The organism is Paraclostridium dentum (assembly GCF_048568265.1).
In the GTDB taxonomy this organism is placed as follows: domain Bacteria; phylum Bacillota; class Clostridia; order Peptostreptococcales; family Peptostreptococcaceae; genus Paraclostridium; species Paraclostridium dentum.
In genome coordinates this window covers 1,510,493-1,533,832 of sequence record NZ_CP183813.1, presented here as the reverse complement: position 1 = coordinate 1,533,832, position 23,340 = coordinate 1,510,493, and the positions used below count along the sequence as shown (strand labels likewise).

The following is a 23,340-nucleotide window of genomic DNA, read 5'->3' as shown; positions in this document are numbered from 1 at the left end:
TAATATGAAAAATTTAGTAATAGCAGTAGATGGACCAGCAGGTGCAGGGAAAAGTACAATAGCAAAAATAGTAGCTGATAAAATGAATATAAATTATATAGATACAGGCGCAATGTATAGAGCTATAACATATAAAGTGCTTCAAAGTGGAATAGATATTAATAATGAAAATGAAGTAATTGAAATTGCAAAAAAAAGTGATATAGATTTTAAAGATAATAATATCTATCTTGACGGAAAGATTTTAAAAGAGGAAATTAGAACTCCTGAAGTTAGCCATAACGTATCTAATGTAGCACAAATAAAAGATGTTAGACATTTAATGGTGGATGTTCAAAGAGACATTGGTAATAAAAGCTCTGTTATTTTAGACGGAAGAGATATAGGATCATATGTTTTCCCAAATGCTGACTATAAATTCTTCTTAGTTGCTTCTTCAAAAGAAAGAGGAGAAAGAAGATATAAAGAACTTATAAAAAAAGGATATAATACTACTTTAGAAGAAGTTATTAATGATGTAATAAGAAGAGACGAAATTGATTCTAATAGAGAATTCGCACCTTTAGTTAAAGCTAACGATGCAATTGAAATTGATACTACAGGAAAAAGTATAGATAAAGTAGTTGAATCAGTTATAGATAAAATAAAGTAAGTCAAATTGAAGGGAGATTAATGTGAAATTTTATAACTTTGTAACAGGCGTTTTAAATGTATTCTCACGCGTGTTTTTTAAATTTAGAGTTGAAGGAATTGAAAATATACCTCAAGAAGGTTCTATAATAATTGCTGCAAATCATAAGTCAAATTTAGACCCGATATTTTTAGCTGCATGTATGCACAAAAACAGACCTATTACAGCTGTTGCTAAAAAAGAATTGTTTAAAGTAAAACCTTTAGGATATATATTAAATAAAATAAATGTTATTCCTGTAGATAGAGAGAATCCAACTGCATCTACGATAAAAAGCATTTTAAAAATCCTTAGAAATGACGGATGCATAGGAATGTTTCCTGAAGGTACTAGAAGTAAGGATGTTGGTTTTTTAGAAGCTAAGGCAGGTCTAGGTATGTTTGCGGTAAAAGGAAAATCTTTAGTAATACCTATGTCTATAATAACTAACTATAGACTATTTAATAGGGTTACAATATACATAGATAAACCTATCTCATTTGAAGATTATTATAAAGAAAAGCTAACAAGTGACGATTACCAAAGATTATCTCAAAATGTACTAGATGTAATAAAAGAAAATTATTATAAGAATGCAAAATAGGGGGATCAATATGGAAGTTAAAATAGCTAAAAATGCTGGATTTTGCTTTGGAGTCAAAAGAGCTATGAAGATGGCTTGGGATGAACTTCAAAAAAGCGAAGACGGTATATATGCTCTTGGTCCATTAATTCATAATAAACAAGCGGTTTTAAAATATGAAGAAAATGGATTAAAAACTATTGATGAAGTAAGAGAAGTTCCTACATCAAAGAGCATGATCATTAGAAGTCATGGTGTAGGTGAGATTGTATATACAGAGTCAAAAGAAAAAGGTCTTAATGTAATTGATACAACTTGCCCTTTTGTAAAAAAAATTCATGAGGTAGCTAAAAAACATTATTCTCAAGGGTTTGATATAATTGTTATAGGAGATGAGAAACATCCTGAAGTTATAGGAATTAACGGATGGTGTAATAATGAAGCTATAATAATAAAAACTTTAGAAGACTTAGAAAATATCAGTTTAGATAAAAATAAAAAATATTGCGTAGTTGCTCAAACTACAATTAATATTGATTTATATAATAAAATATTAGAAGCTTTATCTAATAAGCTTGATAATGTAATATTCAATAATACTATATGCTCTGCTACTAAAGTTAGACAAGAGGCTGCTAAAGAAATATCATCGGATGTTGATATGATGGTAGTAGTTGGAGGTAAGCATAGTTCTAATACTCAAAAACTAGTTCAAATATGTCAGGACTATGTTCCTACATTAGCTATAGAAACAGTAAATGAATTAAATCCAGAAGATTTTAAAGGGTTTAAAAAAGTGGGATTAACAGCAGGAGCATCTACTCCTGATTGGATAATTGAAGAAGTTATAAGTTATATTAAAGCTTTGTAAAAACTTTGTAAAAAGGGATATATTTATATATCCCTTTTTATTATTTTATGCCCAATTTCCATTTTTAAATATTTGTATTTCTTTACCATCCTTAGTTAAACCAAATATATTCATATCACTAGAACCTATCATAAAATCATCATGAGTTATACTATCATTTACACCGTATTTATCCATATCCTCTTTTGATATCTCGCTACCATTTTCTATACTTGTTTTATATGCACCACCTAAAGCTAAGTGACAAGATGCATTTTCATCATATAAAGTAGTATAATAAACTATTCCAGTATTAGATATAGGTGAGTTATTTTCAACTAAGGCAACTTCACCTAAATAACAAGATCCATTATCTAATTCTAATAATGATTTTAATGACTCATAACCTACCTCTGCATTGTAATCAACAACTTTACCATCTTTAAATGTTAATGTAAATTTATCTATTATAGTTCCATTGTATATAAATGGTTTTGTATTAGAAACAACACCGTTAACTTTGAATTTATGAGGTAGAGTATATACTTCTTCTGTTGGGATATTTGCTGTAAATTCTATACCATTTGGATCTACACTTGAACCTCCAGCCCATATGTGTCCTTCAGGTAAATCTATATGTAAATCAGTTTTAGGAGATTTAAAGTGTAAAGATTTAAATTTATAGTTATTTAAAAACATAACTTTTTCAGCTAATTTAGAATTGTGATTTTTCCAAGCTACTATAGGATTATCAGTATCCACTCTAGTACACTTAAATATATAATCCCATAATTTATTTATAGCTTCATTTTCATCTAACTCGGGGAATACTTTAGATGCCCATTCTTTATTAGGTGCAGATACAATAGTCCACTTAATTTTATCTGATATAATAGCATCTCTCCATAACGGTATACTTTCACTAGATGCTTTACTAGCTTTTTGCATTCTTATAGGATCTACATCTTTAAATATAGTAGGGTTAGAAGAGTCTATATTTATAATACATACTCCTTTGTCTAATAATGAATTGTATTTTTCTATTTTCCATTTAGGAAATTCATCAAAAACGTCTTCTGGAGCTTTTAAATATTTTATTAAAGAACTTTCTTCATCGCTCCATTCAATCTCAACATCTCTAGCACCTAAATCATAAGCAGCATTTACTATTTCTCTAGCAAAATCTGTACAAGATATAGGAGCTCTTAAAAGAAGCGTTTGTCCTTTTTGAAGATTTACCCCAACCTTTACTGCTAACTCAGCGTATTTTTTTAATTTAATTTTAAATTCCATAGTAACCTCCAATAGTACATATTTATTAATTAAATTATATAATAATAAAGCATCCTTAAGTTGAAATTTTTATTATTTTTTTGAATTAAGTTTACATAATATTATTATATTAAACAAATTTTATGAATTTTTCTTTAAAGTGTATAAAATTCAATTTAAATACCTTTAAAAACTAAAATTAATATATATCAATCAATTACATTAATATACATTTTGAAAAAGCTTATATTTCCAATAAATTGACTGGTTTTAGTTTTGGCTTTACAGAACAAATGTTCTGTAAAGCCAAAACTACCATTACTAAATTATAGATAATAAATAAAGTATTTATGCAATGAATTAATATTTAATTTATATACATAATATATTTATAACAGGTTTGGAGTGAAGTGAATGAATATACTTAATTTAAATACACATAATCATTTAAATCAATTTAAGGATGATTTTTATGATAGTAATGAATGTTACTTGATATTGTCAACACCTTACGAACTAAATAAAATAAAATCTATTTTAGATATAGATGAAATAACATTTAAAGATTGTTTAGACTTTGATGATAGCATACGATTAGATTTGTTTGATAACTATGATTTTTTAAGCTTAAATATATTTGAACTTATAAACAATAAAGCTATCATAAGTGAAATAAACATATATTTAGCTGATAATTACATTCTTGTAGTAAGTGACAAAGATACATTCATATATAAATACATTTTAAAAATGATGAAAGATAACTTTAAAGTAGATGAAAACCCAATTGTAGCACTATTTAAAATAAATTATTTAATTTTCAAAGAAATAATAGTAAATAGCTTTGAAAGCTTAGAGAAATTAGAAGATATGATATTGGAGTTAGAAGATAAAATGCTTCAAGGAGTTAGAGATCAATATTTTCATGAAATCAGTGATATTAGAAATTTAACTAGGACTGTAGTTAAAAACACTAGACCATTACTTTATATAGGAGATAGGATATTAAAAGAGAATATACGATATTTAACATATTCAGATATAAAAAAACATAATCTTGAAAATTTACAAAGCATCGACTTTGGCATAGATAAGTTGTACAATTTTGCTATTTCTACTAGAGAATTGGCTGATAAGTTGCTGGATATATACTCTTCTCAAGTAGCTGAAAAAACTAATAGTTTAATAACTAAATTAACATTACTTACAGCTATTTCAGCTCCACTTACTATAATAACAGGTATATATGGAATGAACTTTAGTTTCATGCCTTTTCTTCAATGGCGTTTTGGATACTATTGTACAATAGGGTTTATGTTTTTAATATTGGCATTAGGGATAATGATATTTAAATCTAAAAAAATGCTTTAGCATTTGAATTTTGCTATAATGTAAATACATTAATTAATTGGAGGAGATTATGTATATAAAAACTAATGATAATATAAATCTTTATGTAAATAGAGAAGGAGAGGGCTTAGACTGTATATATGTACATGGAGGACCTGGCGCTTGGAGTAAAGATTTCGAAAAGTTTTGTGGCATTCATATGAATGACATGTTTAATATAACGTATTTAGACCAAAGAGGTTGTGGTAGATCTGAAGGTGAATATAACTCGAATTATTCTATTGATAGATTAGTTGAGGATATAGAAGAAGTTAGAGTTAAGCTTAACATACAAAAATTTATAATAATTGCACATTCATTTGGTGGAATTATAGCAACTTCATATGCAAGTAAATATGGAGAAAATCTAGATGGTATAATATTAATAAACTGTACTCTAGATTTTAAAGAAGCATTAAAAAGCCAAATAAAAGAAGGGTGTAATCTTTTGGGTGTAGATCAGATTGACTGTGATACAAACTTGCAAAACTTAATATGTATTTGGAAAAAAGTTGTTTTTAATTTAGTTAGATATAATATGTATTATATGCTTCAATTTAAAAGTATAAGTAACTATGAGAAGCTAGAAAATTTAGATAAAGAAATTTTAAATACGAAAATGTCTGAGCGTGCATTTGAAAATAAAAACTATTTTCTAGATTATACCTATTTAACTAAAAGCATAAACATTCCGACTTTAATAATAACGGGAAGTGAAGACTATGCAGTAGGAATAGATCATCACGAAAGTTTTGAATTTAAAAATAACATAATCAAAACTATAAATGGAAGACATACTCCTTACATAGAGGATTCATCAAAATTAATAAATATTATAAAAGATTTTGGATCTGTATTTATTTAAAAGAGACATTGGTTTACATAATATTATTATTTTAAACTATATTTTGATGTTATAACTTTTGATTTAGATAAAAGCTTTTATTTAGATTTTAAGAAGCTAATACTTTAATATAATACAAATATATAAAAATAAAAAACAGACCTCTTATATTCTAAATATAAAGGTCTGTTTTTTCGCTATTTTATCCTAAATTAAATAAAGCTTCTGATATTTTATCGCTAGCTTCTTTATCCATTTCTTTGAGTACATGAGAGTAAATATTCAAGGTTGTATTTATATTTGAATGTCCGACTCTTTCAGAAATAACTCTTATAGGAACTTTTGAGTTTATTAAAAGTGTAACATGAGAGTGACGTAAATCATGGAATCGTATATGTTCTAAATTATGTTCACTTAAAAATCTACTAAATTTTTTACTTAACACATCTTGAGCTATAGGATTTTCGTTTTTATCAAAGAATAATAAGTTTTTTTCATTTTTTATTTTACCTTGAAGCTTCAATTCGATTTGTTCTTTTTTGAAATTTTTTAACTTATTCATAAGCTCTGTTGGAGCAGAAATTGTTCTTATAGAACTTTCTGTCTTAGGATCTTTTAAAATTACTTTCCCATTATTTCTTACAGTTATCTTTTCTACTGTAACAGAATTATTATTAAAATCTAGATTATTCCATGTGAGACCTAATATTTCTGATATTCTAAGGCCTAATCCGCTGGCTATAAAAATAGGTAATTCTAAAGAAGTTCCTGTACATTTTTCTAATAGTTTTTGCATATCTTGCTTATTATATATGTTATTTTTGAATTTTTTAACCTTAGGAACTTCTACATATTCTACAATATTTTCTCTTATTAACTTTAATCTATAGGCTTTTTTTGTAGCAAGTTTTAATATATTTATATGTATTTTTATTGTCTGTGGACTTAAAATTCCAACTAAGTCATCTATGTAATTTTGTATATGTATTGGTCGAAGATCTTCAATTTTATATCTTCCTAGCATGGGAATTATATATTTATTGCATATTCTTGTGTAACAATTATAGGTTGTTATCGATAAATTTATCTTATATTTTTCTAAAAAATCTTTTAAGAATATATCAAAAGTCATAGCATTTGGAAGCAATAAATCTTCGTTATATATGCTATCTTTTATCTCTGCGAGCTTCTTGGAAGCATCTCTTTTTTTATCATATGAACCCATATTTTTTTGAATTTTTTTATTGCTTGCTGGGTCTTTATATTCTAAATATACTATGTAATTTTTACTTCTTTTCCTTATAAATGCAAAGCTCATCTTTATCCTCCAATAAGAAACATTATAGTATATATTGTAACATAAAAACAAAATAAAAAACATTTAAATATCTGACATAAAACTGACATAATAATACATTGAATCGATATATACATTGAAATAACTAACTTATATTTTTTTGACATAAAACTATATATTTTATGTCTATATTTGTTTCTATAGGTAATTAAATAATGAAAAATGAATAATTGACTTGTTTAAAAGTAATACTAATTTTAAGATAAGCAATATAAAATAAGATTATGTAAGGAGTTTTATTATGAAAAAAATACTAGTATCAACAATTGCTTTTATTACAATAATTATGTTTAGTAATATCAATTCATATGCAAATATATACGCTCCAAATTTACCTAGCAATACAAGTTCAGTGGAGGAGAAATATATTAATGAATTGACTAGGATAGGAAACCAAGTTGAAATTTTAGCTTCTAACTCACTTAATGCTATTATTAATAAAAAAGATACACAGGATCTTTTAAAAGAAGCATTATATATAAAAACACAGATAAGAGAACTTAGGATAACATTGTCTGATTACCATAAAGAAAAAAGTGGAGACGAAGAAAGAAATCCATTTTCTCTTGGACTTTTAAATACACTAAATTATTATAGTATGTCTTTATCCTTTTTAACTTTGTTTTTGGAGACTCAATCGATATCCGACAGAAATGAGTACTTAGAAAATTATTACTTTAGTAAAGCCTCTGGAGACCAAACATTAGCATGGGCTAAATTACAAGTTAAGTGATTAAATAAAAAATAGGCGAGAATTTAACTCGCCTATTTTTTTACTTTGATATAAAACTACAACAGTTAGTTTGTTTAAAATTCTTAGCATCATTCCCTGACACGAATATATTATAGCAACTACATTCTGAATTTTTATTATGGATACAATCAATAGCATTACAGACAATATGCTCACATTCACTTTGAATATCACTTTTTAAGTTTTTATGTACACTTATAAATGATGTACAGTGAACATCTTTTAAATTGTTTGGTTTAGATCCATCAACTTTAATTGCTCCACTATGGCAATTTCCGTTTATATTATAACTACATGTAATAGCACTACAGTTTATTTTTGACATAATAACATCACTCCTTATAAAATAAGTATTTATTATTAGTATGTACAAAAAAGCAATAAAAAATTGATAAAATAAGTACTATTTTAAGGATAGATATTTAGTGTCATGTACCATTAAATAACCATATATTATATTGTGACTACTATATAAAGGAATGATAGACATTGGAAAAGAATAATCAACATCCATATATAAGCAACAGCCTTAAATTAGCTTTATCAAGGCAATTTAACGTGCATATTTCAGATATAACAAAAGATTTCATGAAAGGATTAACAGAAATAGATTTATCAGGTAATAATATTAAGGATATAAAAGGAATAGAGTTTGCCATAAATGCTGTATATATAAACCTAAATAAAAACAATATTTGTGACGCTTCTCCTTTATCAAAACTTAACAAAGTAGAAGAATTAGAGTTAAATGAAAATAAAATTGAAGATATTAGCTTTATAAAAAACTTAAAGAAGCTCAAAAGATTAGGATTAGATAGTAATAATATAAAAGCTATACCAAACATTAACAATACCGAATTACGAACTGTAAATTTAGATAATAACAGGATATCAAACTTATCAGAGTTCAATAGACCTAGTTTTAGAAACACGACTATTTTAGCAACTGATCAATGTATAATACTTGATCCAATTGAAATTGATATGGAAAAATCATTATTTTTTTCTTCTAATATAATTTGGGATATTAATTCTATTGTTTTTTTAGATAATATACAGGTCAATGGTAAGTACGACAGTATTCATACAAATGAAAGACCTTCTATGTTATATTCTATATCAGAGATAGTTATAAATAATATAAAATCTAATTGTATATTAAAGGCTGATTTTTATAAAGAAGACACAACTAGTTTTCCAAGAATCTTAAGTGGGACTTTAATTCAACCAATTTACTTAAAATCTAAAGAATCTCAAGTTAATAATTCTAACCCAGATTTTACTTTATCTAAGATATTTGGATATATAAAACCTGAGGAGAAGTTAGTTGATTTAAAACAAAGTGAATCTTCTTCTTTTAGGGATAAAGTCGTTACACTTATTAATGAATATGGTGATATAGTTTATTCCTCTATTGATATTAATGGTAAGTATTTATTTAATAACATACAAACAGGAAAGTATACAATTTTATTTCCTGTTTTATCGGACTATGTGTATACTTCACCTAGTGTAGTTGTTTTAAATATAGAAGAAAAGGGAAGTTTCATTATAAATTCATCAATAGAGTACATTGATCATTAGAGTAGTATTAATTTACTACTCTTTTTAATTTTGCAAAAAACTTTAAAAATTTAAGAAAAAAGTTTGATTATATACTCTATATGGGTATAATATATATATAAATTTGTTTTTATATAAATTTATGTAATAAAATTGAAAGGATGTATTAAAATGAAAGTTAAAGTTGCAGATACAGCTGTGAAAACATTAAAAGATATTTTAGCTGACAGTCAAGATAGACCTAAAAATATAAGAGTTTATTTTGCAGGAGCAGGATGAGGCGGTCCATCATTTGGACTTGCTCTGGATGAGCAAAGCGGAGATGACCTTAACTACGAAGTAGAAGGTTTAAACTTTATAATGAGTACAGAAGATTACAATAACTATGGAGATATAGTTATAGAAGATACTGGTTATGGATTTAGAGTTGCACCAGAAAACCAAGCTGACGGTGGATGCGGCGGCGGATGTTCTGGCTGCGGAAATTAATTAATAACTAATTAAAGAGTATTGGGATTCCAATGCTCTTTAATTTTGAATAAATAAAATAGGAGTAAATCATGAGAAGACGTAAGAAAAAAGGCGCCGACATTAGATTATTAAGTTTTGAAGAATATGTTATAAAAGGTGAAGATATAAACTTCAAAGGAAAGTGGAATGAAAAGTTTGAAAATCCAAACCCTATACACGTTGAATTTGGTACAGGAAGAGGTCAATTTATAACAACTTTAGCAAAACAAAACCCAGAGATCAATTATATAGCTATGGAAATAAAAGAAGAGGTTTTATTAAAAGCAGTTGAGAAGGCTGTTGAAAACAACTTAACTAACATAAAGTTTGTATGGGGAGATGTAAATAACATCTTAACTTATTTCGATGAAAATGAACTTTCTAGAGTTTATGTAAACTTTTGTGATCCATGGCCTAAAAAAAGATGGAACAAAAGAAGATTAACATATAGAGGATTTTTAGAAAATTATAAAACTATATTAAATGCAAACGGTGAAATTCACTTTAAAACAGATAATGAAAAACTATTCGAATTTAGTTTAAATGAGTTTTCAGAAGCTGATCTAAAACTTAAAAATATAACTTTAGATTTAGCTAATAGTGAATTTGAAGGTAATGTAACAACTGAATATGAAGATAAGTTTATGTCTTATGGCATGAAAATATATAGAGTTGAAGGTATTAAACGATAAAAAAATGGAGTTAAAAAACTCCATTTTTTCTTTTCATACAATAAAGTCCGAATAAAATTATAACTACGTATATGAAATATAATGTTATATTAACAAATTGAAGGTTAATTCCAAATATTGCATCGGGTAGTAAAGCTAAAATCGCTGATATAGAAATAAGTAATGGATTTATAACTATTTGCTTATCACTTCTTAAAATCATAATCTTTCCAGCCCATACAAAAGACAAAATGAAAAATAAAATTTTAAGTATAATCTCAATAGTATTTAACATAGTTAGACTCCCTTTTCCTCGATTATAAATAATAATTTAATAAATAAACATACAAAAAGTATACACAAAAGAATTAATTTTAACAAGATGATTTTAAATATAATGAAAATAATTTTAAAAACTTAGAATTTTATATCAAAATTATAAGTATAATATAAATATAAAAAAATTATTAAAAGGAGAGTATTATGTGTATATATTATTATAACAAGTTTAATTCTAACACTGTTGACGAGGAATCTTACTTCATTTTAAAACAAATTTTCGAATCTATAGATAATAATAACTTAAATAATGCTCAAAATTTAACTAAGAAGCTTATAGATATAGAAAAGGAAAAAGGAAATAACGATACAACGTTTCTAGAAGATGCCTTAAAAACCTTAAGGTAAATAAAATTTAGTTAATACAAATAATATTAAGTGAATAATATCTTATATAGGGATATTATTAAATTACGGGGGAATGATTATGGACAAATCTTTTTTCAATTGGTATACACAATCACTCGGTGGAATTATAGGCCTGATAGCTTGCATGTGTGCTTATTTAAACGGGGACATGGCAGTTTATGGCAATATTCTTCACAATATAGATTCAATAGGCTTAGGAGGGCTTTTGGCAAGTTATACATTGATTCCTTTATGTATAGCCATAATATTCTTAGGGATTTTTGAATCTTTCTCAAAAAATGAAAATTTACCAGATATAAATAAGACTATAGTTATACTAACAACTTTAATTGGATTTATAGGGTCTAAATTATTTTTTATTATTCCAGCTATATTTATCTTATTTAAATATTATTCAAATTTCATAGGTAACAGAAAAGATCTAAATACAAAAGTTTCTCAAGCAGTTCAAGTAATAGAAAATAAAAAAACAATTGTGAAAAATGAAGAAGCTAATAAAAATCTTATGAAAACTAAAATAGATATGGCTGTGGAACTCCTATTAAAAGGAGCCGATAAAAAATTCATCTGTGAAATTACAGGTCTTACTATTCAAGAGTTAGAAAGTGTAGAACAAAGAATTGAATAAAAATAAAAGTGCTACTTTTTATAAAAGTAGCACTTTTTACTTTGCAAAACCATTTTTTGTGATATAATGTTAGTACCAGGTAATAATACAAGGAGGTAATTATGAAAGTAAACGAGATAAAAGAATTATTATTGACTATAGATAAAACTAATTTGACATATGTAAACTTAAAAGATGAGAACTTTATTTTAGAAGTATCTAAAGGTGAAATTCCCGTAAATACAAAAACAGTAGAAAACAAAAAAGAGGAGCTTAAACTGACGGAAGTAAGTAGCGCATATGATGAAGACAATAAAGAAGAGGCCTCTGTTGATTTAGAAGTTAGTAATGACAATATCCATGTAATTAAAGCTCCTATAATGGGGACTTATTATGAAGCATCAGGTCCGGAATCAAGTACTTTTGTAAAAGTAGGAGATAAAGTTTCAAAAGGAGATACTCTTTGTATAATTGAAGCTATGAAACTTATGAATGAAATAAATAGTGATGTAAATGGTGAAGTAGTTGAGATATTAGTATCTAACGAAGATTTAGTAGAATATAATCAGGCTATATTTAAAATAAAAACAATTTAATAGGAGGCAGTTTATGATTAAAAGATTATTAATTGCAAATAGAGGCGATATAGCAGTTAGAATAATTCGTACATGCAAGGAACTAAACATAGAAACAGTTGCTATATACTCTGAAATAGATAAAGAAAGTTTACACAGATACTTAGCTGATGAGTCTATATGTATAGGACCTAATAATATAAGTAAAAGTTACAACAACATCGATAATATAATATACTTAGCAAAAAAAATGAATTGTGATGCTATACACCCAGGATTTGGATTTTTATCAGAAAATGCTAAATTTGCTAAAGCATGTATTGATAACAATATAATCTTTGTTGGGCCTACACCTAATCAAATAGAGCTAATGGGGAATAAATCAAAAGCACGTGAGACTATGATTAATTTAGACGTTCCAGTTGTGCCTGGATCGAAATCAATTTTAGAAGATAGAGAAGAAGCTAAAAAATTAGCTAAAACTATTGGATACCCCGTTATGATAAAAGCCTCTAGTGGAGGTGGCGGTAAGGGTATGCGAATAATTTACAATGAAAGTGAGTTTGATTCTTTATTTGATATAGCAAAAGCAGAAGCGCTATCTTCATTTGGAGACAGTTCTTTATATATGGAAAAATATATTGAAAATCCAAGACATATAGAAGTTCAAGTATTTGGGGATAGTTTCAATAATGCAATACATCTTGGAGATAGAGATTGTTCTATGCAAAGAAGAAACCAAAAGCTTGTAGAAGAATCTTTAAGTTTTTATCTAGACGATAATCAAAGAAAAAAATTATATGATACAGCTGTAAAAATAACTAAAGGTGTAGATTATATCGGAGCCGGTACTATAGAATTTATTGTAGATAAAGACAAGAATTTTTATTTTATTGAGATGAACACAAGAATACAAGTTGAACATCCTGTAACAGAAATGATAACAGGTATAGACCTTATAAACTTACAGCTGCTTATTGCTAGTGGAAAAGAAATACCATTTAAACAAAATGAGATTAAATTTAAAGGTCATGCCATTGAGTGTAGAATAAATGCGGAAGACTCTGATAATGATTTTAGACCATGTCCAGGAAAGATTGAGTCTATTCATATACCAGGAGGATTCGGAGTAAGATTTGATACATTTATATATCCTGGATATACAGTACCACCTATATATGATTCTATGTTAGGGAAGTTAATTTGCATAGCTGACAGTAGAGAAGAATGTATACGTAGAATGAATAGAGCTTTAGATGAGATAATCATAGAAGGAGTTACTACTAATATAGATTTTCAAAAACAACTTATAAATTCTAATGAGTTTATGGATAATACTCATCATACTAAATTTATAGAAACTAGTTTTATAAAAAGCTTAAACGCTTAAGTTAAGGAGATTTTGATTATGATTAAGAAGTTCTTAAATAGAAAAGGTCAAAACTATGCAGTTGTTCATTTAAATCAGAATTTTAAAGAAAATAGTGTAGATGATAAGTTTTGGATTTATTGTGAAACTTGTAAAAGCCAAGTATTTAGAAAAGATATTGAAGAAAATTTAAATATATGTCCAAAGTGTAATAAACACTATGATTTTTCTGCTAGAAAAAGAATTAAATTGTTATTAGATAAAAATAGTTTTGAAGAATTTGATTATGATTTAGAATTTAAAAACATATTAAACTTCCCTGACTATGAAACTAAGATATCAAAGTATAAAAATGCTACAAACGAAAAAGAAGCTGTTATAACAGGTAAAGGGCTTATACATGGTGTAGAAATCGTTTTATGTGTAATGAATCCTAAATTCATGATGGGAAGTATGGGAGCAATAGTTGGAGAAAAAATTACTCAATCTATAGAGTATGCTATTGATAATAAACTCCCTGTGTTAATTTGTTGTGCATCTGGAGGAGCTAGAATGCAAGAAGGTATGGTTTCTCTTATGCAAATGGCAAAAACATCTCAAGCACTGTCTAAGTTATCAGATGCAGGACTTTTATATATATCTATACTTACTAATCCTACTACAGGGGGAGTTACTGCTAGTTTTGCAACTCTAGGGGATATAATTATAGCAGAACCTAATGCTTTGATTGCTTTTGCTGGTCCAAGGGTTATAAAACAAACTATTAAACAAGATTTACCTAAAGGGTTTCAAACGTCTGAGTTTTTATTAGAACATGGTTTTGTAGACCTTATAGTTAATAGAGACCAGATGAGAGATACTTTATTTAACTTATTAAGCTTACATGGTTATGATTATTGTAAAGAAGGTGATTTAATTGCATATACAGAACACTAGTTCGATGGAAGATATAAATAAAATAAAAGAAAGCATAAAACAATTAAAACAACTATCAAATCAAAGCAATATAGACTTAAGTTGCGAAATAGAAAAACTAGAAATTAAGCTTAAAAACATTGAAACTACTAGTCCTAAAGATTTATCTGCATGGGATAAGGTTTCTATAAGTAGAGATATAAAGAGACCTAATGCCGAAAATTACATAAAGAACATATGTTCTTTATTCATAGAACTACATGGAGATAGACTTTACAAAGATGATCCATCAATAATTGGAGGAATCGGAAAAATAGGCGACTTTGAAGTTACGTTAATTGGTCATCAAAAGGGAAAAGATATAAATGAACAAATAAAAAGAAATTTTGGAATGCCTCATCCAGAAGGATATAGAAAAGCTCTAAGACTTATGAAACAAGCCGAAAAGTTTAATAGACCAATAATTACTTTTATAGACACTCCAGGCGCATTTTGTGGCATAGAAGCTGAGGAACGTGGTCAAGGAGAAGCTATTGCAAAAAATTTACTTGAAATGAGTTCACTTAAAGTACCTATACTCTCTATTGTTATAGGAGAAGGGGGGAGTGGAGGAGCACTTGGAATAGGTGTCTCAAATGAGATAGCAATGCTTCAAAACTCAGTTTATTCAGTTATTTCCCCTGAAGGACTATCAAGTATTTTATTTAAAGATGCGTCTAAATCTAAAGATGCTAGTGAAATAATGAAACTTACGAGTTCAGATTTAAAAGACTTAGGAATAATAGATCATATTATAGAAGAACCACCTGGTACAGCTCATAGTGACTTAGAAGCTGTATCAAACGATATTAAAGATTATATAATAAACAGATTAAGCTTTTATAAAGATTTTTCTAAAGATGAAATAGTAAATCATAGATACGGAAAGTTTAGAAACATAGGAGTCTATTAAGTAAACCTTAATAGACTTTTTACTTTTATGGAAGTATCTCTACTTAGAATATGTAAATAATCTATGAAGCTTAGTTATATCAATATAATATTAATTTTAATATTAAAATAAAGGAGTTTTATTTTTTTTATAGAATTTGTAGTTAAATAGGATACTATACAATTTAATAATATTCTACAAAGAAACATAAGAGGGGGATGTTGAAATGGATGTATTAAAAGTTTCATCAAAATCTAATCCAAATTCTGTAGCAGGTGCTCTAGCTGGAGTTATAAGAGAAAATGGAAGTGCTGAAATTCAAGCTATTGGAGCAGGAGCTTTAAACCAAGCTATTAAAGCTGTTGCTGTAGCAAGAGGATTTGTTGCACCAAGTGGTATAGATCTAGTGTGTGTTCCATCATTTACTGATGTCAATATAGACGGAGAAGAAAGAACAGCTATTAAGCTTGTCGTAAATCCAAGATAAATTTTAGAAATTTAGAGACTATGAAAATAGTCTCTTTTATTTTGAATAAGATATATATATTAGGAAAATATAAGTTAAGAAATATAAGGAGGTGTATTATGCAACTTAGAAGAGCAGCAGAGATATGCAACAGTAATGAAAACAATAATATTACACTTTATTATTACAATAAACCAGTAAAATTAGTTAGTGTTGACAATAACATTGGTACAGCGTATGTACAAGCTTTAAATGATGATTCAAAATTTGAAGTTGATTTAGAATCATTACATGAAAACGAAAAATAATAAAAAACGTCATTTTAAGCTAATTTAAACTTAAAATGACGTTTTTTTATCATGGATTTGTAGTACAATCATGCCTATATAATATAAACGTATATAGGAACTAATATAATATGTATATATACTTATTATAAAATTACCATATATGTATATATGTGAAATTGCATTAATTATATATACATATATGAAGAGTAGTCCATTTCTTAATACATAACTATCCTTTAAATGTATATTTAGGGTATAGTTAGTATTATATTAATATATTTACTCATATAAATATGTATTTTAGCATTTTTAACTAAATTTGTATAAGTTTAATTTTTTTCATTCATTTCTTCTCTTTTTGTTTGTTTTATATCTTATATTTTTTTGAAATCTGTATTAATATTAATTTTTGAAATTTTTTTTAATTAGTCTTATAATATAATTTAAATTTACAAACTATATTTTATATTTAACTATAGTTTGTACTCATATGACAATTAACATTAGATTTTAACCCTTTGTCCATGCTAAGCCTAATTATTGTTTGAGTTTTTACATTTTAGCAATTCAAACTGATTTATGCGCTTTTACAGAGCTTATCAATGGTTATTTGATGCAAACTATGCTTCACTAAGCTTCTTATGTTTACAAAGTTATTAAATAGCTATTTTAATTTTAAAATTGGCATTTATGTGTAATTTGAATTAAAAATAACTCCAATAAATATGTTTATCTTAATAATAAACAATTTATTGGAGTTTCTATGCTTATTTATATAAATTTCTATAAATATTAGTTATATCTTGAACATTCATATCAACGTAGTTATTATTTAAAAGTCTTTGTTGAGTTTCAATTACACTTTGTGCAAATAAATCTATTTCCTGTTCTTTCATACCATATTCATATAAATGTTTTTTTGCAATTAAATTGCTTAACATACCTTCTAAAGCTTCATAGACATCTACATCAGACGCAATTCCTAAAAGCTCTGATATTAATTGATTTAAATTTTTGATTTTACCAGTAGGATTTTTAGTATTATAGTATCTAAATACTTCTATAAAAAATTGATAATTAGCCTCGCCATGAGGTACATGATATTTCCCACCTAGTGGATATGAAAGTGCATGAACTGCTCCAACTCCTGCGTTTCCAAATGCAATTCCTGCATAGTTACTAGCTATTAAAAAGTCTTCTATTATTTCTTTTCTATATTCTTTACCCTTTTCAATAATCTTTTTGTATCCATCTATTATAATTTTAATTGCCTCAATGCTAAACATTTCTGTGAAGTTATTTGCATTTGGAGAAACATAAGCTTCTATAGCATGGATTAAAGCATCTATTGAACTATACATAAAGAAATCATAAGGTAATTCCTTCACAAGCTCTGGAATAAGTACTGCATAATCTGGATATAACTCTGGTACAGCAAGACCCATTTTTGTTTCTTTACTCTTTATTTCTGCAATTGATACGTTAGTAACCTCACTACCTGTACCGCAAGTAGTAGGTACTATTATAAGTTCTTTGTCTTTTATTGCAGGAACTCTTTTTTCAAAAAGAGCACAAGAACAATCAACGTTTTTAAGGGCTAATATTTTTGATATGTCAATAATAGAACCTCCTCCGATTGCTATGACTCTTTTAATATTTTTAGGTTCTATATATTTAACTATTTTATCAATTATATCATCTGAAGGTTCTTTTAAGTTATAATCTTCTTGAAAAATATATTCACTGTCAATTTTAAAATCTTTTAAGAAAAAATCATACAAAAATTTATTTGTGAATATTAAATCTCCATTGCCTACTTTAAATTCCTCAATAAAAGCTTTACAAGTGTTAAACTTAAAAATTTGAGGCTTTAATTCTATCATTTTCATTAGAACTCCTCCTTAATTTAAAGATTTTGCCAATGCTTCTTTATTTCTCCAGATTTCTTCATCTGTTGGAGCTTTTACTTTTGTATTATAAAAACCTACTCTTGATACATTAATTAAATGTTTATAATCTAAGTTTTCAGAAATACTGTTATTACCCCATGAACCACAGCCTAGTGTAGTAGTTGGAGCAAATCCATTATATAAAGTTCCTCCAGCCGAAGTTGATGACGGTTGATTTACAACAAGTCTACTTACTGTTAAATTAGCTGCAGCATATTTAATATGTTCTTTATTATTTGAGTGAATAGCACAAGAATGTCCCTTTCCTTCTAAATTTAAATTAGATTGAGCTATTTCTACCGCTTCATTAAAATGGTCATATTCAAATGAAATCATTACTGGGCACATTTTTTCTTTACATAATACATCTTCAAATCCCTTACCTCTTGCTTTTAATATAATTACCTTAGTATCCTTTGGAATATCTACACCTGCTAAGTTAGCAATAAATTGAACACTTTGACCAACTATTTTTCCATTAATCTTTCCATCTATAAAAATTACATTTGCGAATTTTTCTATAGTTTTTTCATCTGATACATAGAAAGCTCCGTTTTTCTTAAATTCTTCTATAGTTTTTTCATATATTTCTTTAGGTATTATTGCACTTTGTTCTCCAGAGCATATAATGCCATTATCAAAAGTTCTTCCAGTAACTATTTTGGTTACGGCTTCTTTTATATCCGTGTTTCTATCTATTATACATTGTACATTTCCAGCACCTACTCCATAAGCCGGTTTTCCGCTACTATAAGCTGATTTAACCATACCCATACCACCAGTAGCTACTACTACATCAGCAGATTTCATAAGTTCTAAACTTAAATCAATAGATGGTTCCTCTATAATTTGAATTAAATTTTCTGGTGCTCCAAATTTTGCAATAGACTCATTAAACAAGTCTACTATATATTTGCTACATTTTTTTGATCTTGGATGAGGCGAAATAATAATAGAGTTTCCTCCTTTTAATGCAAACATAGCATTGCACATTGGAGTAACTATAGGATTTGTGCATGGTGTTATAGCACCAATTACCCCCTTAGGCTTAGCAACTTTAATAATTGCATTTTTCTTATCTTCTTCTAATATTCCTATTGATTTTTTATCTTTCAAATTATTCCAAATAACTTTTGATTTTCCTTTATTTTTAGCAACTTTATCCTCAAAAACTCCCATTCTTGTTTCTTCAACTGCCATTTTAGCTAATTCTTCTGCTCTATCATATACAACTTTCCCAATTTCTCTTACTATTTCATTCACTTGTTCTTGAGTAAATTTTTCATATTTACTTTGTGCTATCCTTGAGTTACTTACTAATTCATCGATATATGATTTTGTATCCATATAAACCCCTCCATACTAGGATAAAATATATTTATTCAATTCCTATTTAACTTGAAATTTAAAACTAATTATAAGCTTTGTAATATTTTAAATTATCAAATTTACTATTGAATCTCTTTTCCCATTCTTCTATAAGATTATCTCTAAAGTTAGGATGAGCTATATATATAAGCTCCCTTGCTCTGTCTTTTAAAGATTTCCCTCTAAGCTCTGCTACCCCATATTCTGTAGCTACATAATGAACATCATTTCTAGATGTAGTTACTGCTGCTCCATTGTCTAAGAATGGAACTATTCTTGACACTGTTCCTCTTGATGCAGTGGAAGGTATAGCAATTATTGATTTTCCACCTTTGGACATATTAGATCCCCTTATAAAATCAACTTGGCCTCCAACACCGCTAAACTGTTTAAGTCCAATAGATTCTGAAGCTATTTGCCCCATTAAATCTATTTGAATACAAGAATTTATTGACACCATATTATCATTTTTACTTATTATAACAGGGTCGTTTACATAATCTACTGGAAATGTCTCTATCATTGGATTATCATTGACAAAGTCGTATAGTTTTTGTGTACCCATTAAAAAAGTTACTATCATTTTATTTTTATGGAGAGTTTTTTTTCTATTTGTAATTACTCCTGCATCAACTAACTCAACTACTCCATCTGATATCATTTCAGAATGAATGCCTAAATCTTTTTTATCCTTTAAAAATAGAAGGACAGCATCTGGGATAGCACCTATTCCCAATTGAAGTGTCGCTCCATCATCTATAAGTGATGCACAGTTTTCTCCTATCGCTTTTTCTATTTCTCCTATTTTAGAAGGTTTAAGCTCTATAATGTCATAATCAACTTCTACTATATAGTCAATATCCTTTATATGTATAAAAGAATCGCCTAATGTCCTTGGCATTTTAGGATTAATCTCTGCTATTACAATTTCTGCACACTCAGATGCTGATTTAGTATAATCATTAGATACCCCAAAGCTACAGTATCCATTTCTATCTGGTGGTGAAACTTGAATGATAGCTACATCTACCTTTAGGTATTCTTCTTTAAAAAGTCTTGGAACTTCAGAAAAATGACAAGGAGTAAATTCTGCTCTTCCTTCTAATACCGCTTCTCTAGTTGATGCTCCTACAAATAAAGAGTTGTGTTTAAAGTTGAACTCTTTATTCTTTTTCACATACTCACCAGGACCCATACCAATCATATGAACTATTTCTACATCAGAATACCTTTCACTTTCGTTAACCATTGCCTCTATAACTTTCTTTGGTTCTCCTGCTGCATGGCCAGTAACAATTCTACTGTTATTTTTTATTTTTTTTGCAGCACTCTCTGCTGATATTAATTTTTCTTTATATAAAGCCTTCCAGTTCATTATTTCACCCCTTGAATTCTAGGATCTTATAGTACTATTAGTTCTCTGCCTTAGCTAATGCTTTTATATTAGCTATATTTTTAGCTAGCTCTTTTTTCTCATTTATATTGCTTTGTCTTGAAATCATAATTCTTTGAGCCTGAGGTGAACCTGCACCATGCATAGATTCAGTTCTATATCCAACAGCAGCAGTTCCTAAAGTAATATTTTCTATAAGTCTTAAAATTCTCATTCTATCTTCAGTAGGAATCTGATCAACTCCTTTTAAATACTTGTCAATATAAGGACCTATTTTAGGATCTTTAAAATCTTTTTCAGAAGGCATCGTCACCATAAGTCCGCCAGCAATATCTTCTGCTAGTCTAGCAATTTCATATGGCATTCTTGTTATATTTTGCTTACAAACGTTCGCAAGCAACATATCTATTTGGTAATTTCCTGATTTTGTTTTACATCCTTCACAAGAACAAGCAATTCCGCAACTGTATAGCGTTTCATTTAAATGAGTCATTTCAATAAGCTTATCTTTTATATGTGAAGCTTTACCGGCTCCATTATAATCAGCTGCTAATGCTGATGCTCCAATAAGTACATCTCCAACACCAACTTTACAACCTCCATAACTTTGTCTATGATATCCTGCAAATCTTTCTACTAAAATACCAGAAAACTCAACTTCACCATTTAAAAATATTCTTTCATTTGGAACAAACACATCTTCAAAAATAGTTAGCGTTTCATGACCACCAAATGTTGAGTTACCAATATCTATATCTGCACCTTCCTCAAGTTTTCTAGTGTCACAAGATTGGCGTCCATATATACTAAATATTCCATCAGTATCAGTTGGTAAAGCAAAGGATATTGCCCAGTCTTTGTCATCAGGCCCCATAGTCATAGTTGGCATAACTAGGATTTCATGGGAATTAACCATACCAGTTTGGTGAGCCTTAGCACCTCTTACTACAACTCCGTCTTCTCTTCTTTCAACTACTCTTAAGAATAAATCGGGATCAGTTTGTTTATTTGGAGCTAATCCCCTATCTCCTTTTGGATCTGTCATTGCACCATCTACTACTAAGTCATTTTCTTGAATATATATCATATACTTTTTGAAATTTTCATGATAATTAGTTTTGTGAGTCTCATCTATTTCAAATGTTGTACTGTAAACTGCATTAAATGCATCCATTCCAACACAACGTTGAAAGCATGAACCTGTTTTTTGTCCACATAAACGTTGCATTTTAACTTTGTTAATTAAATCTTCGGTACTTTGATGAATATGACAGAATCTATTTACCCTTTTACCTGTAAGGTGAGAAACAGCTGTCATTATATCTTCATATTGTGGATCTTGAGCTAGTTCATAAGTCATTGCTACAGAATTAAGCGATGGACGAATTATAGGATTGTCAACTGGATTTTCTACTAATTCCCCAAATAAATAAACCTTTTGATTTAAGTTTCTAAGACTTGCTATGTATTGATCTTTTGTCATTAATGACATAAAAATACCCCCTATATAGTGTATATTTTGGAAACACTATTTCATTTCACTTACTTTATACCTAGGCTTTACATACTGTCCCTCTAAAAGATTAAAGTTATTATGATAAAAGTATTTATAAAACGAGATTATTAAAGAAGTGTTGTGAAAATATAAAAATGTATTATTTAAACAAATTTAAATTGTGGGTATTATAACTCTACGAATACTTATTTAGCGTGAAAAAAATAACGAAATTGTAATGAATTATTTGAATTGTAATTATTGGCGTGATAGGCTTGAATTGAAAACTTAATATAAAGTCCTCCGTCCAAAATAAAAATAATTTACGTTTGAATATTAAAATTATATACAATAAATTTGTCATATAGTTTTAATATGTATAATTGAATGTAAAGCCATCCCTATCACTCGTAGAGTTAATGCTTTTAAATATAGGCAGGTCTTCTGACTTAAGAATCATCACTTATGTGCGCCTTCCCTGTTTTCAAGTGGCATATTGCACATAAATTCCTCTAATACAGCTACGGGATAGTTCAGGATTTTCACCTGATTCCCTTTTAATTAATCAATACTCAATATTGATTAAACCTATATTTTCTATTGTTTAGTTTTGTTATTTCATATACATTTTATGCTATTAGAATAGCACTGTTAATATATAAAATCAACAAAAATGAAAAATTCCCTTCAAGATTAACTTTTTTGAATACATAGTATCATTTATCGATAATATAATTGAAATCTTGAATTGAGTTTTTATATTATTTAAGGAATAGTTGAAGTCAAAAAAAGACTATGCTATATTAAAAAT

General features: G+C 27.7%; 25 protein-coding genes and 1 riboswitch. Of the genes, 17 read left to right on the top strand and 8 right to left on the bottom strand.

What is annotated here, in order from left to right; translation table 11 throughout:
- The first annotated feature begins 4 nt into the window (after positions 1-4).
- Genes cmk through ACN6I1_RS06820 form a run of 3 tightly spaced genes read left to right on the top strand, consistent with a single transcriptional unit; the run spans position 5 to position 2,124 of the window.
- Positions 5-652 (top strand): (d)CMP kinase, encoded by a 648-nt coding sequence (gene cmk / locus ACN6I1_RS06830; RefSeq protein WP_025161907.1) that lies wholly within the window; start codon positions 5-7, stop codon positions 650-652.
- A gap of 22 nt (positions 653-674) precedes the next feature.
- Positions 675-1,274, top strand: a complete 600-nt coding sequence (locus ACN6I1_RS06825) for a lysophospholipid acyltransferase family protein (RefSeq protein ID WP_021431248.1) — start codon at positions 675-677, stop codon at positions 1,272-1,274.
- A 10-nt stretch (positions 1,275-1,284) separates the two neighbouring features.
- A complete protein-coding gene (locus ACN6I1_RS06820) occupies positions 1,285-2,124 on the top strand; it encodes a 4-hydroxy-3-methylbut-2-enyl diphosphate reductase (RefSeq protein ID WP_419743227.1) in 840 nt (279 codons plus the stop codon).
- 45 nt (positions 2,125-2,169) lie between these two features.
- Here the strand turns inward: ACN6I1_RS06820 and ACN6I1_RS06815 are convergent, their stop codons facing one another.
- A complete protein-coding gene (locus ACN6I1_RS06815; protein ID WP_419743226.1) occupies positions 2,170-3,396 on the bottom strand; it encodes an aminopeptidase in 1,227 nt (408 codons plus the stop codon).
- Positions 3,397-3,789: 393 nt separating this feature from the next.
- On the opposite strand from ACN6I1_RS06815, the gene ACN6I1_RS06810 reads away from it, so the two are divergent.
- Positions 3,790-4,746 (top strand): CorA family divalent cation transporter, encoded by a 957-nt coding sequence (locus ACN6I1_RS06810; RefSeq protein ID WP_021432946.1) that lies wholly within the window; start codon positions 3,790-3,792, stop codon positions 4,744-4,746.
- A gap of 49 nt (positions 4,747-4,795) precedes the next feature.
- On the top strand, positions 4,796-5,629 hold the full coding sequence (locus tag ACN6I1_RS06805; RefSeq protein WP_419743225.1) for an alpha/beta fold hydrolase: 834 nt from the start codon (positions 4,796-4,798) through the stop codon (positions 5,627-5,629).
- 181 nt (positions 5,630-5,810) lie between these two features.
- On the opposite strand, the gene ACN6I1_RS06800 is transcribed toward ACN6I1_RS06805, so the two are convergent.
- On the bottom strand, positions 5,811-6,926 hold the full coding sequence (locus ACN6I1_RS06800; RefSeq protein ID WP_419743224.1) for a tyrosine-type recombinase/integrase: 1,116 nt from the start codon (positions 6,924-6,926) through the stop codon (positions 5,811-5,813).
- 280 nt (positions 6,927-7,206) lie between these two features.
- On the opposite strand from ACN6I1_RS06800, the gene ACN6I1_RS06795 reads away from it, so the two are divergent.
- A complete protein-coding gene (locus ACN6I1_RS06795; RefSeq protein ID WP_419743223.1) occupies positions 7,207-7,698 on the top strand; it encodes a hypothetical protein in 492 nt (163 codons plus the stop codon).
- A gap of 40 nt (positions 7,699-7,738) precedes the next feature.
- Here the strand turns inward: ACN6I1_RS06795 and ACN6I1_RS06790 are convergent, their stop codons facing one another.
- Positions 7,739-8,044, bottom strand: a complete 306-nt coding sequence (locus tag ACN6I1_RS06790; protein ID WP_114543974.1) for a DUF1540 domain-containing protein — start codon at positions 8,042-8,044, stop codon at positions 7,739-7,741.
- A 164-nt stretch (positions 8,045-8,208) separates the two neighbouring features.
- On the opposite strand from ACN6I1_RS06790, the gene ACN6I1_RS06785 reads away from it, so the two are divergent.
- From ACN6I1_RS06785 to trmB, 3 genes are all read left to right on the top strand, one after another.
- A complete protein-coding gene (locus tag ACN6I1_RS06785) occupies positions 8,209-9,303 on the top strand; it encodes a hypothetical protein (protein WP_419743222.1) in 1,095 nt (364 codons plus the stop codon).
- 339 nt (positions 9,304-9,642) lie between these two features.
- On the top strand, positions 9,643-9,771 hold the full coding sequence (locus ACN6I1_RS06780) for a hypothetical protein (protein WP_021431238.1): 129 nt from the start codon (positions 9,643-9,645) through the stop codon (positions 9,769-9,771).
- Between the two features lie 71 nt (positions 9,772-9,842).
- Positions 9,843-10,484, top strand: coding sequence for a tRNA (guanosine(46)-N7)-methyltransferase TrmB (trmB, locus tag ACN6I1_RS06775; protein ID WP_419743221.1), 642 nt, complete (start codon positions 9,843-9,845; stop codon positions 10,482-10,484).
- A gap of 10 nt (positions 10,485-10,494) precedes the next feature.
- Here the strand turns inward: trmB and ACN6I1_RS06770 are convergent, their stop codons facing one another.
- Positions 10,495-10,758, bottom strand: a complete 264-nt coding sequence (locus ACN6I1_RS06770) for a hypothetical protein (protein ID WP_021431236.1) — start codon at positions 10,756-10,758, stop codon at positions 10,495-10,497.
- A gap of 188 nt (positions 10,759-10,946) precedes the next feature.
- On the opposite strand from ACN6I1_RS06770, the gene ACN6I1_RS06765 reads away from it, so the two are divergent.
- From ACN6I1_RS06765 to ACN6I1_RS06730, 8 genes are all read left to right on the top strand, one after another.
- Positions 10,947-11,150 (top strand): hypothetical protein, encoded by a 204-nt coding sequence (locus tag ACN6I1_RS06765; RefSeq protein WP_419743220.1) that lies wholly within the window; start codon positions 10,947-10,949, stop codon positions 11,148-11,150.
- A gap of 79 nt (positions 11,151-11,229) precedes the next feature.
- A complete protein-coding gene (locus tag ACN6I1_RS06760; protein WP_419743219.1) occupies positions 11,230-11,799 on the top strand; it encodes a hypothetical protein in 570 nt (189 codons plus the stop codon).
- 101 nt (positions 11,800-11,900) lie between these two features.
- Complete coding sequence (accB, locus tag ACN6I1_RS06755; protein WP_419743218.1) at positions 11,901-12,374, top strand: acetyl-CoA carboxylase biotin carboxyl carrier protein; 474 nt, start codon at positions 11,901-11,903, stop codon at positions 12,372-12,374.
- Positions 12,375-12,387: 13 nt separating this feature from the next.
- On the top strand, positions 12,388-13,743 hold the full coding sequence (accC, locus tag ACN6I1_RS06750) for an acetyl-CoA carboxylase biotin carboxylase subunit (protein WP_419743217.1): 1,356 nt from the start codon (positions 12,388-12,390) through the stop codon (positions 13,741-13,743).
- Between the two features lie 18 nt (positions 13,744-13,761).
- On the top strand, positions 13,762-14,658 hold the full coding sequence (gene accD / locus ACN6I1_RS06745) for an acetyl-CoA carboxylase, carboxyltransferase subunit beta (RefSeq protein ID WP_419743216.1): 897 nt from the start codon (positions 13,762-13,764) through the stop codon (positions 14,656-14,658).
- A 4-nt stretch (positions 14,659-14,662) separates the two neighbouring features.
- Complete coding sequence (locus tag ACN6I1_RS06740; RefSeq protein WP_419743296.1) at positions 14,663-15,589, top strand: acetyl-CoA carboxylase carboxyltransferase subunit alpha; 927 nt, start codon at positions 14,663-14,665, stop codon at positions 15,587-15,589.
- Positions 15,590-15,794: 205 nt separating this feature from the next.
- Positions 15,795-16,055, top strand: coding sequence for a stage V sporulation protein S (locus ACN6I1_RS06735; RefSeq protein WP_046824075.1), 261 nt, complete (start codon positions 15,795-15,797; stop codon positions 16,053-16,055).
- Between the two features lie 98 nt (positions 16,056-16,153).
- Positions 16,154-16,342 (top strand): small, acid-soluble spore protein, H family, encoded by a 189-nt coding sequence (locus ACN6I1_RS06730; protein ID WP_195946241.1) that lies wholly within the window; start codon positions 16,154-16,156, stop codon positions 16,340-16,342.
- A 749-nt stretch (positions 16,343-17,091) separates the two neighbouring features.
- On the opposite strand, the gene ACN6I1_RS06725 is transcribed toward ACN6I1_RS06730, so the two are convergent.
- The 4 genes from ACN6I1_RS06725 to ACN6I1_RS06710 all read right to left on the bottom strand — a co-directional run bounded on the left by ACN6I1_RS06725 (position 17,092) and on the right by ACN6I1_RS06710 (position 22,526).
- Positions 17,092-18,213 (bottom strand): 4-hydroxybutyrate dehydrogenase, encoded by a 1,122-nt coding sequence (locus ACN6I1_RS06725; protein ID WP_419743215.1) that lies wholly within the window; start codon positions 18,211-18,213, stop codon positions 17,092-17,094.
- Positions 18,214-18,225: 12 nt separating this feature from the next.
- The gene (locus tag ACN6I1_RS06720; RefSeq protein WP_419743214.1) at positions 18,226-19,620 is read right to left on the bottom strand and encodes an aldehyde dehydrogenase family protein; all 1,395 of its coding nucleotides are present in this window, start codon (positions 19,618-19,620) and stop codon (positions 18,226-18,228) included.
- Positions 19,621-19,684: 64 nt separating this feature from the next.
- On the bottom strand, positions 19,685-21,016 hold the full coding sequence (locus tag ACN6I1_RS06715; RefSeq protein ID WP_419743213.1) for an acetyl-CoA hydrolase/transferase family protein: 1,332 nt from the start codon (positions 21,014-21,016) through the stop codon (positions 19,685-19,687).
- Between the two features lie 37 nt (positions 21,017-21,053).
- A complete protein-coding gene (locus ACN6I1_RS06710) occupies positions 21,054-22,526 on the bottom strand; it encodes a 4-hydroxyphenylacetate 3-hydroxylase family protein (protein WP_419743212.1) in 1,473 nt (490 codons plus the stop codon).
- Between the two features lie 419 nt (positions 22,527-22,945).
- Positions 22,946-23,136: riboswitch (cobalamin riboswitch) on the bottom strand.
- Positions 23,137-23,340: the final 204 nt, after the last annotated feature.

Coding starts and splice junctions, on each gene's coding strand:
- cmk (WP_025161907.1), top strand. CDS start 5: ATGAAAAATTTAGTAATAGCAGTAGATGGACCAGCAGGTGCAGGGAAA.
- ACN6I1_RS06820 (WP_419743227.1), top strand. CDS start 1,285: ATGGAAGTTAAAATAGCTAAAAATGCTGGATTTTGCTTTGGAGTCAAA.
- ACN6I1_RS06815 (WP_419743226.1), bottom strand. CDS start 3,396: ATGGAATTTAAAATTAAATTAAAAAAATACGCTGAGTTAGCAGTAAAG.
- ACN6I1_RS06810 (WP_021432946.1), top strand. CDS start 3,790: ATGAATATACTTAATTTAAATACACATAATCATTTAAATCAATTTAAG.
- ACN6I1_RS06805 (WP_419743225.1), top strand. CDS start 4,796: ATGTATATAAAAACTAATGATAATATAAATCTTTATGTAAATAGAGAA.
- ACN6I1_RS06800 (WP_419743224.1), bottom strand. CDS start 6,926: ATGAGCTTTGCATTTATAAGGAAAAGAAGTAAAAATTACATAGTATAT.
- ACN6I1_RS06795 (WP_419743223.1), top strand. CDS start 7,207: ATGAAAAAAATACTAGTATCAACAATTGCTTTTATTACAATAATTATG.
- ACN6I1_RS06790 (WP_114543974.1), bottom strand. CDS start 8,044: ATGTCAAAAATAAACTGTAGTGCTATTACATGTAGTTATAATATAAAC.
- ACN6I1_RS06780 (WP_021431238.1), top strand. CDS start 9,643: ATGAGTACAGAAGATTACAATAACTATGGAGATATAGTTATAGAAGAT.
- trmB (WP_419743221.1), top strand. CDS start 9,843: ATGAGAAGACGTAAGAAAAAAGGCGCCGACATTAGATTATTAAGTTTT.
- ACN6I1_RS06770 (WP_021431236.1), bottom strand. CDS start 10,758: ATGTTAAATACTATTGAGATTATACTTAAAATTTTATTTTTCATTTTG.
- ACN6I1_RS06765 (WP_419743220.1), top strand. CDS start 10,947: ATGTGTATATATTATTATAACAAGTTTAATTCTAACACTGTTGACGAG.
- ACN6I1_RS06760 (WP_419743219.1), top strand. CDS start 11,230: ATGGACAAATCTTTTTTCAATTGGTATACACAATCACTCGGTGGAATT.
- accB (WP_419743218.1), top strand. CDS start 11,901: ATGAAAGTAAACGAGATAAAAGAATTATTATTGACTATAGATAAAACT.
- accC (WP_419743217.1), top strand. CDS start 12,388: ATGATTAAAAGATTATTAATTGCAAATAGAGGCGATATAGCAGTTAGA.
- accD (WP_419743216.1), top strand. CDS start 13,762: ATGATTAAGAAGTTCTTAAATAGAAAAGGTCAAAACTATGCAGTTGTT.
- ACN6I1_RS06740 (WP_419743296.1), top strand. CDS start 14,663: ATGGAAGATATAAATAAAATAAAAGAAAGCATAAAACAATTAAAACAA.
- ACN6I1_RS06735 (WP_046824075.1), top strand. CDS start 15,795: ATGGATGTATTAAAAGTTTCATCAAAATCTAATCCAAATTCTGTAGCA.
- ACN6I1_RS06730 (WP_195946241.1), top strand. CDS start 16,154: ATGCAACTTAGAAGAGCAGCAGAGATATGCAACAGTAATGAAAACAAT.
- ACN6I1_RS06725 (WP_419743215.1), bottom strand. CDS start 18,213: ATGAAAATGATAGAATTAAAGCCTCAAATTTTTAAGTTTAACACTTGT.
- ACN6I1_RS06720 (WP_419743214.1), bottom strand. CDS start 19,620: ATGGATACAAAATCATATATCGATGAATTAGTAAGTAACTCAAGGATA.
- ACN6I1_RS06715 (WP_419743213.1), bottom strand. CDS start 21,016: ATGAACTGGAAGGCTTTATATAAAGAAAAATTAATATCAGCAGAGAGT.
- ACN6I1_RS06710 (WP_419743212.1), bottom strand. CDS start 22,526: ATGTCATTAATGACAAAAGATCAATACATAGCAAGTCTTAGAAACTTA.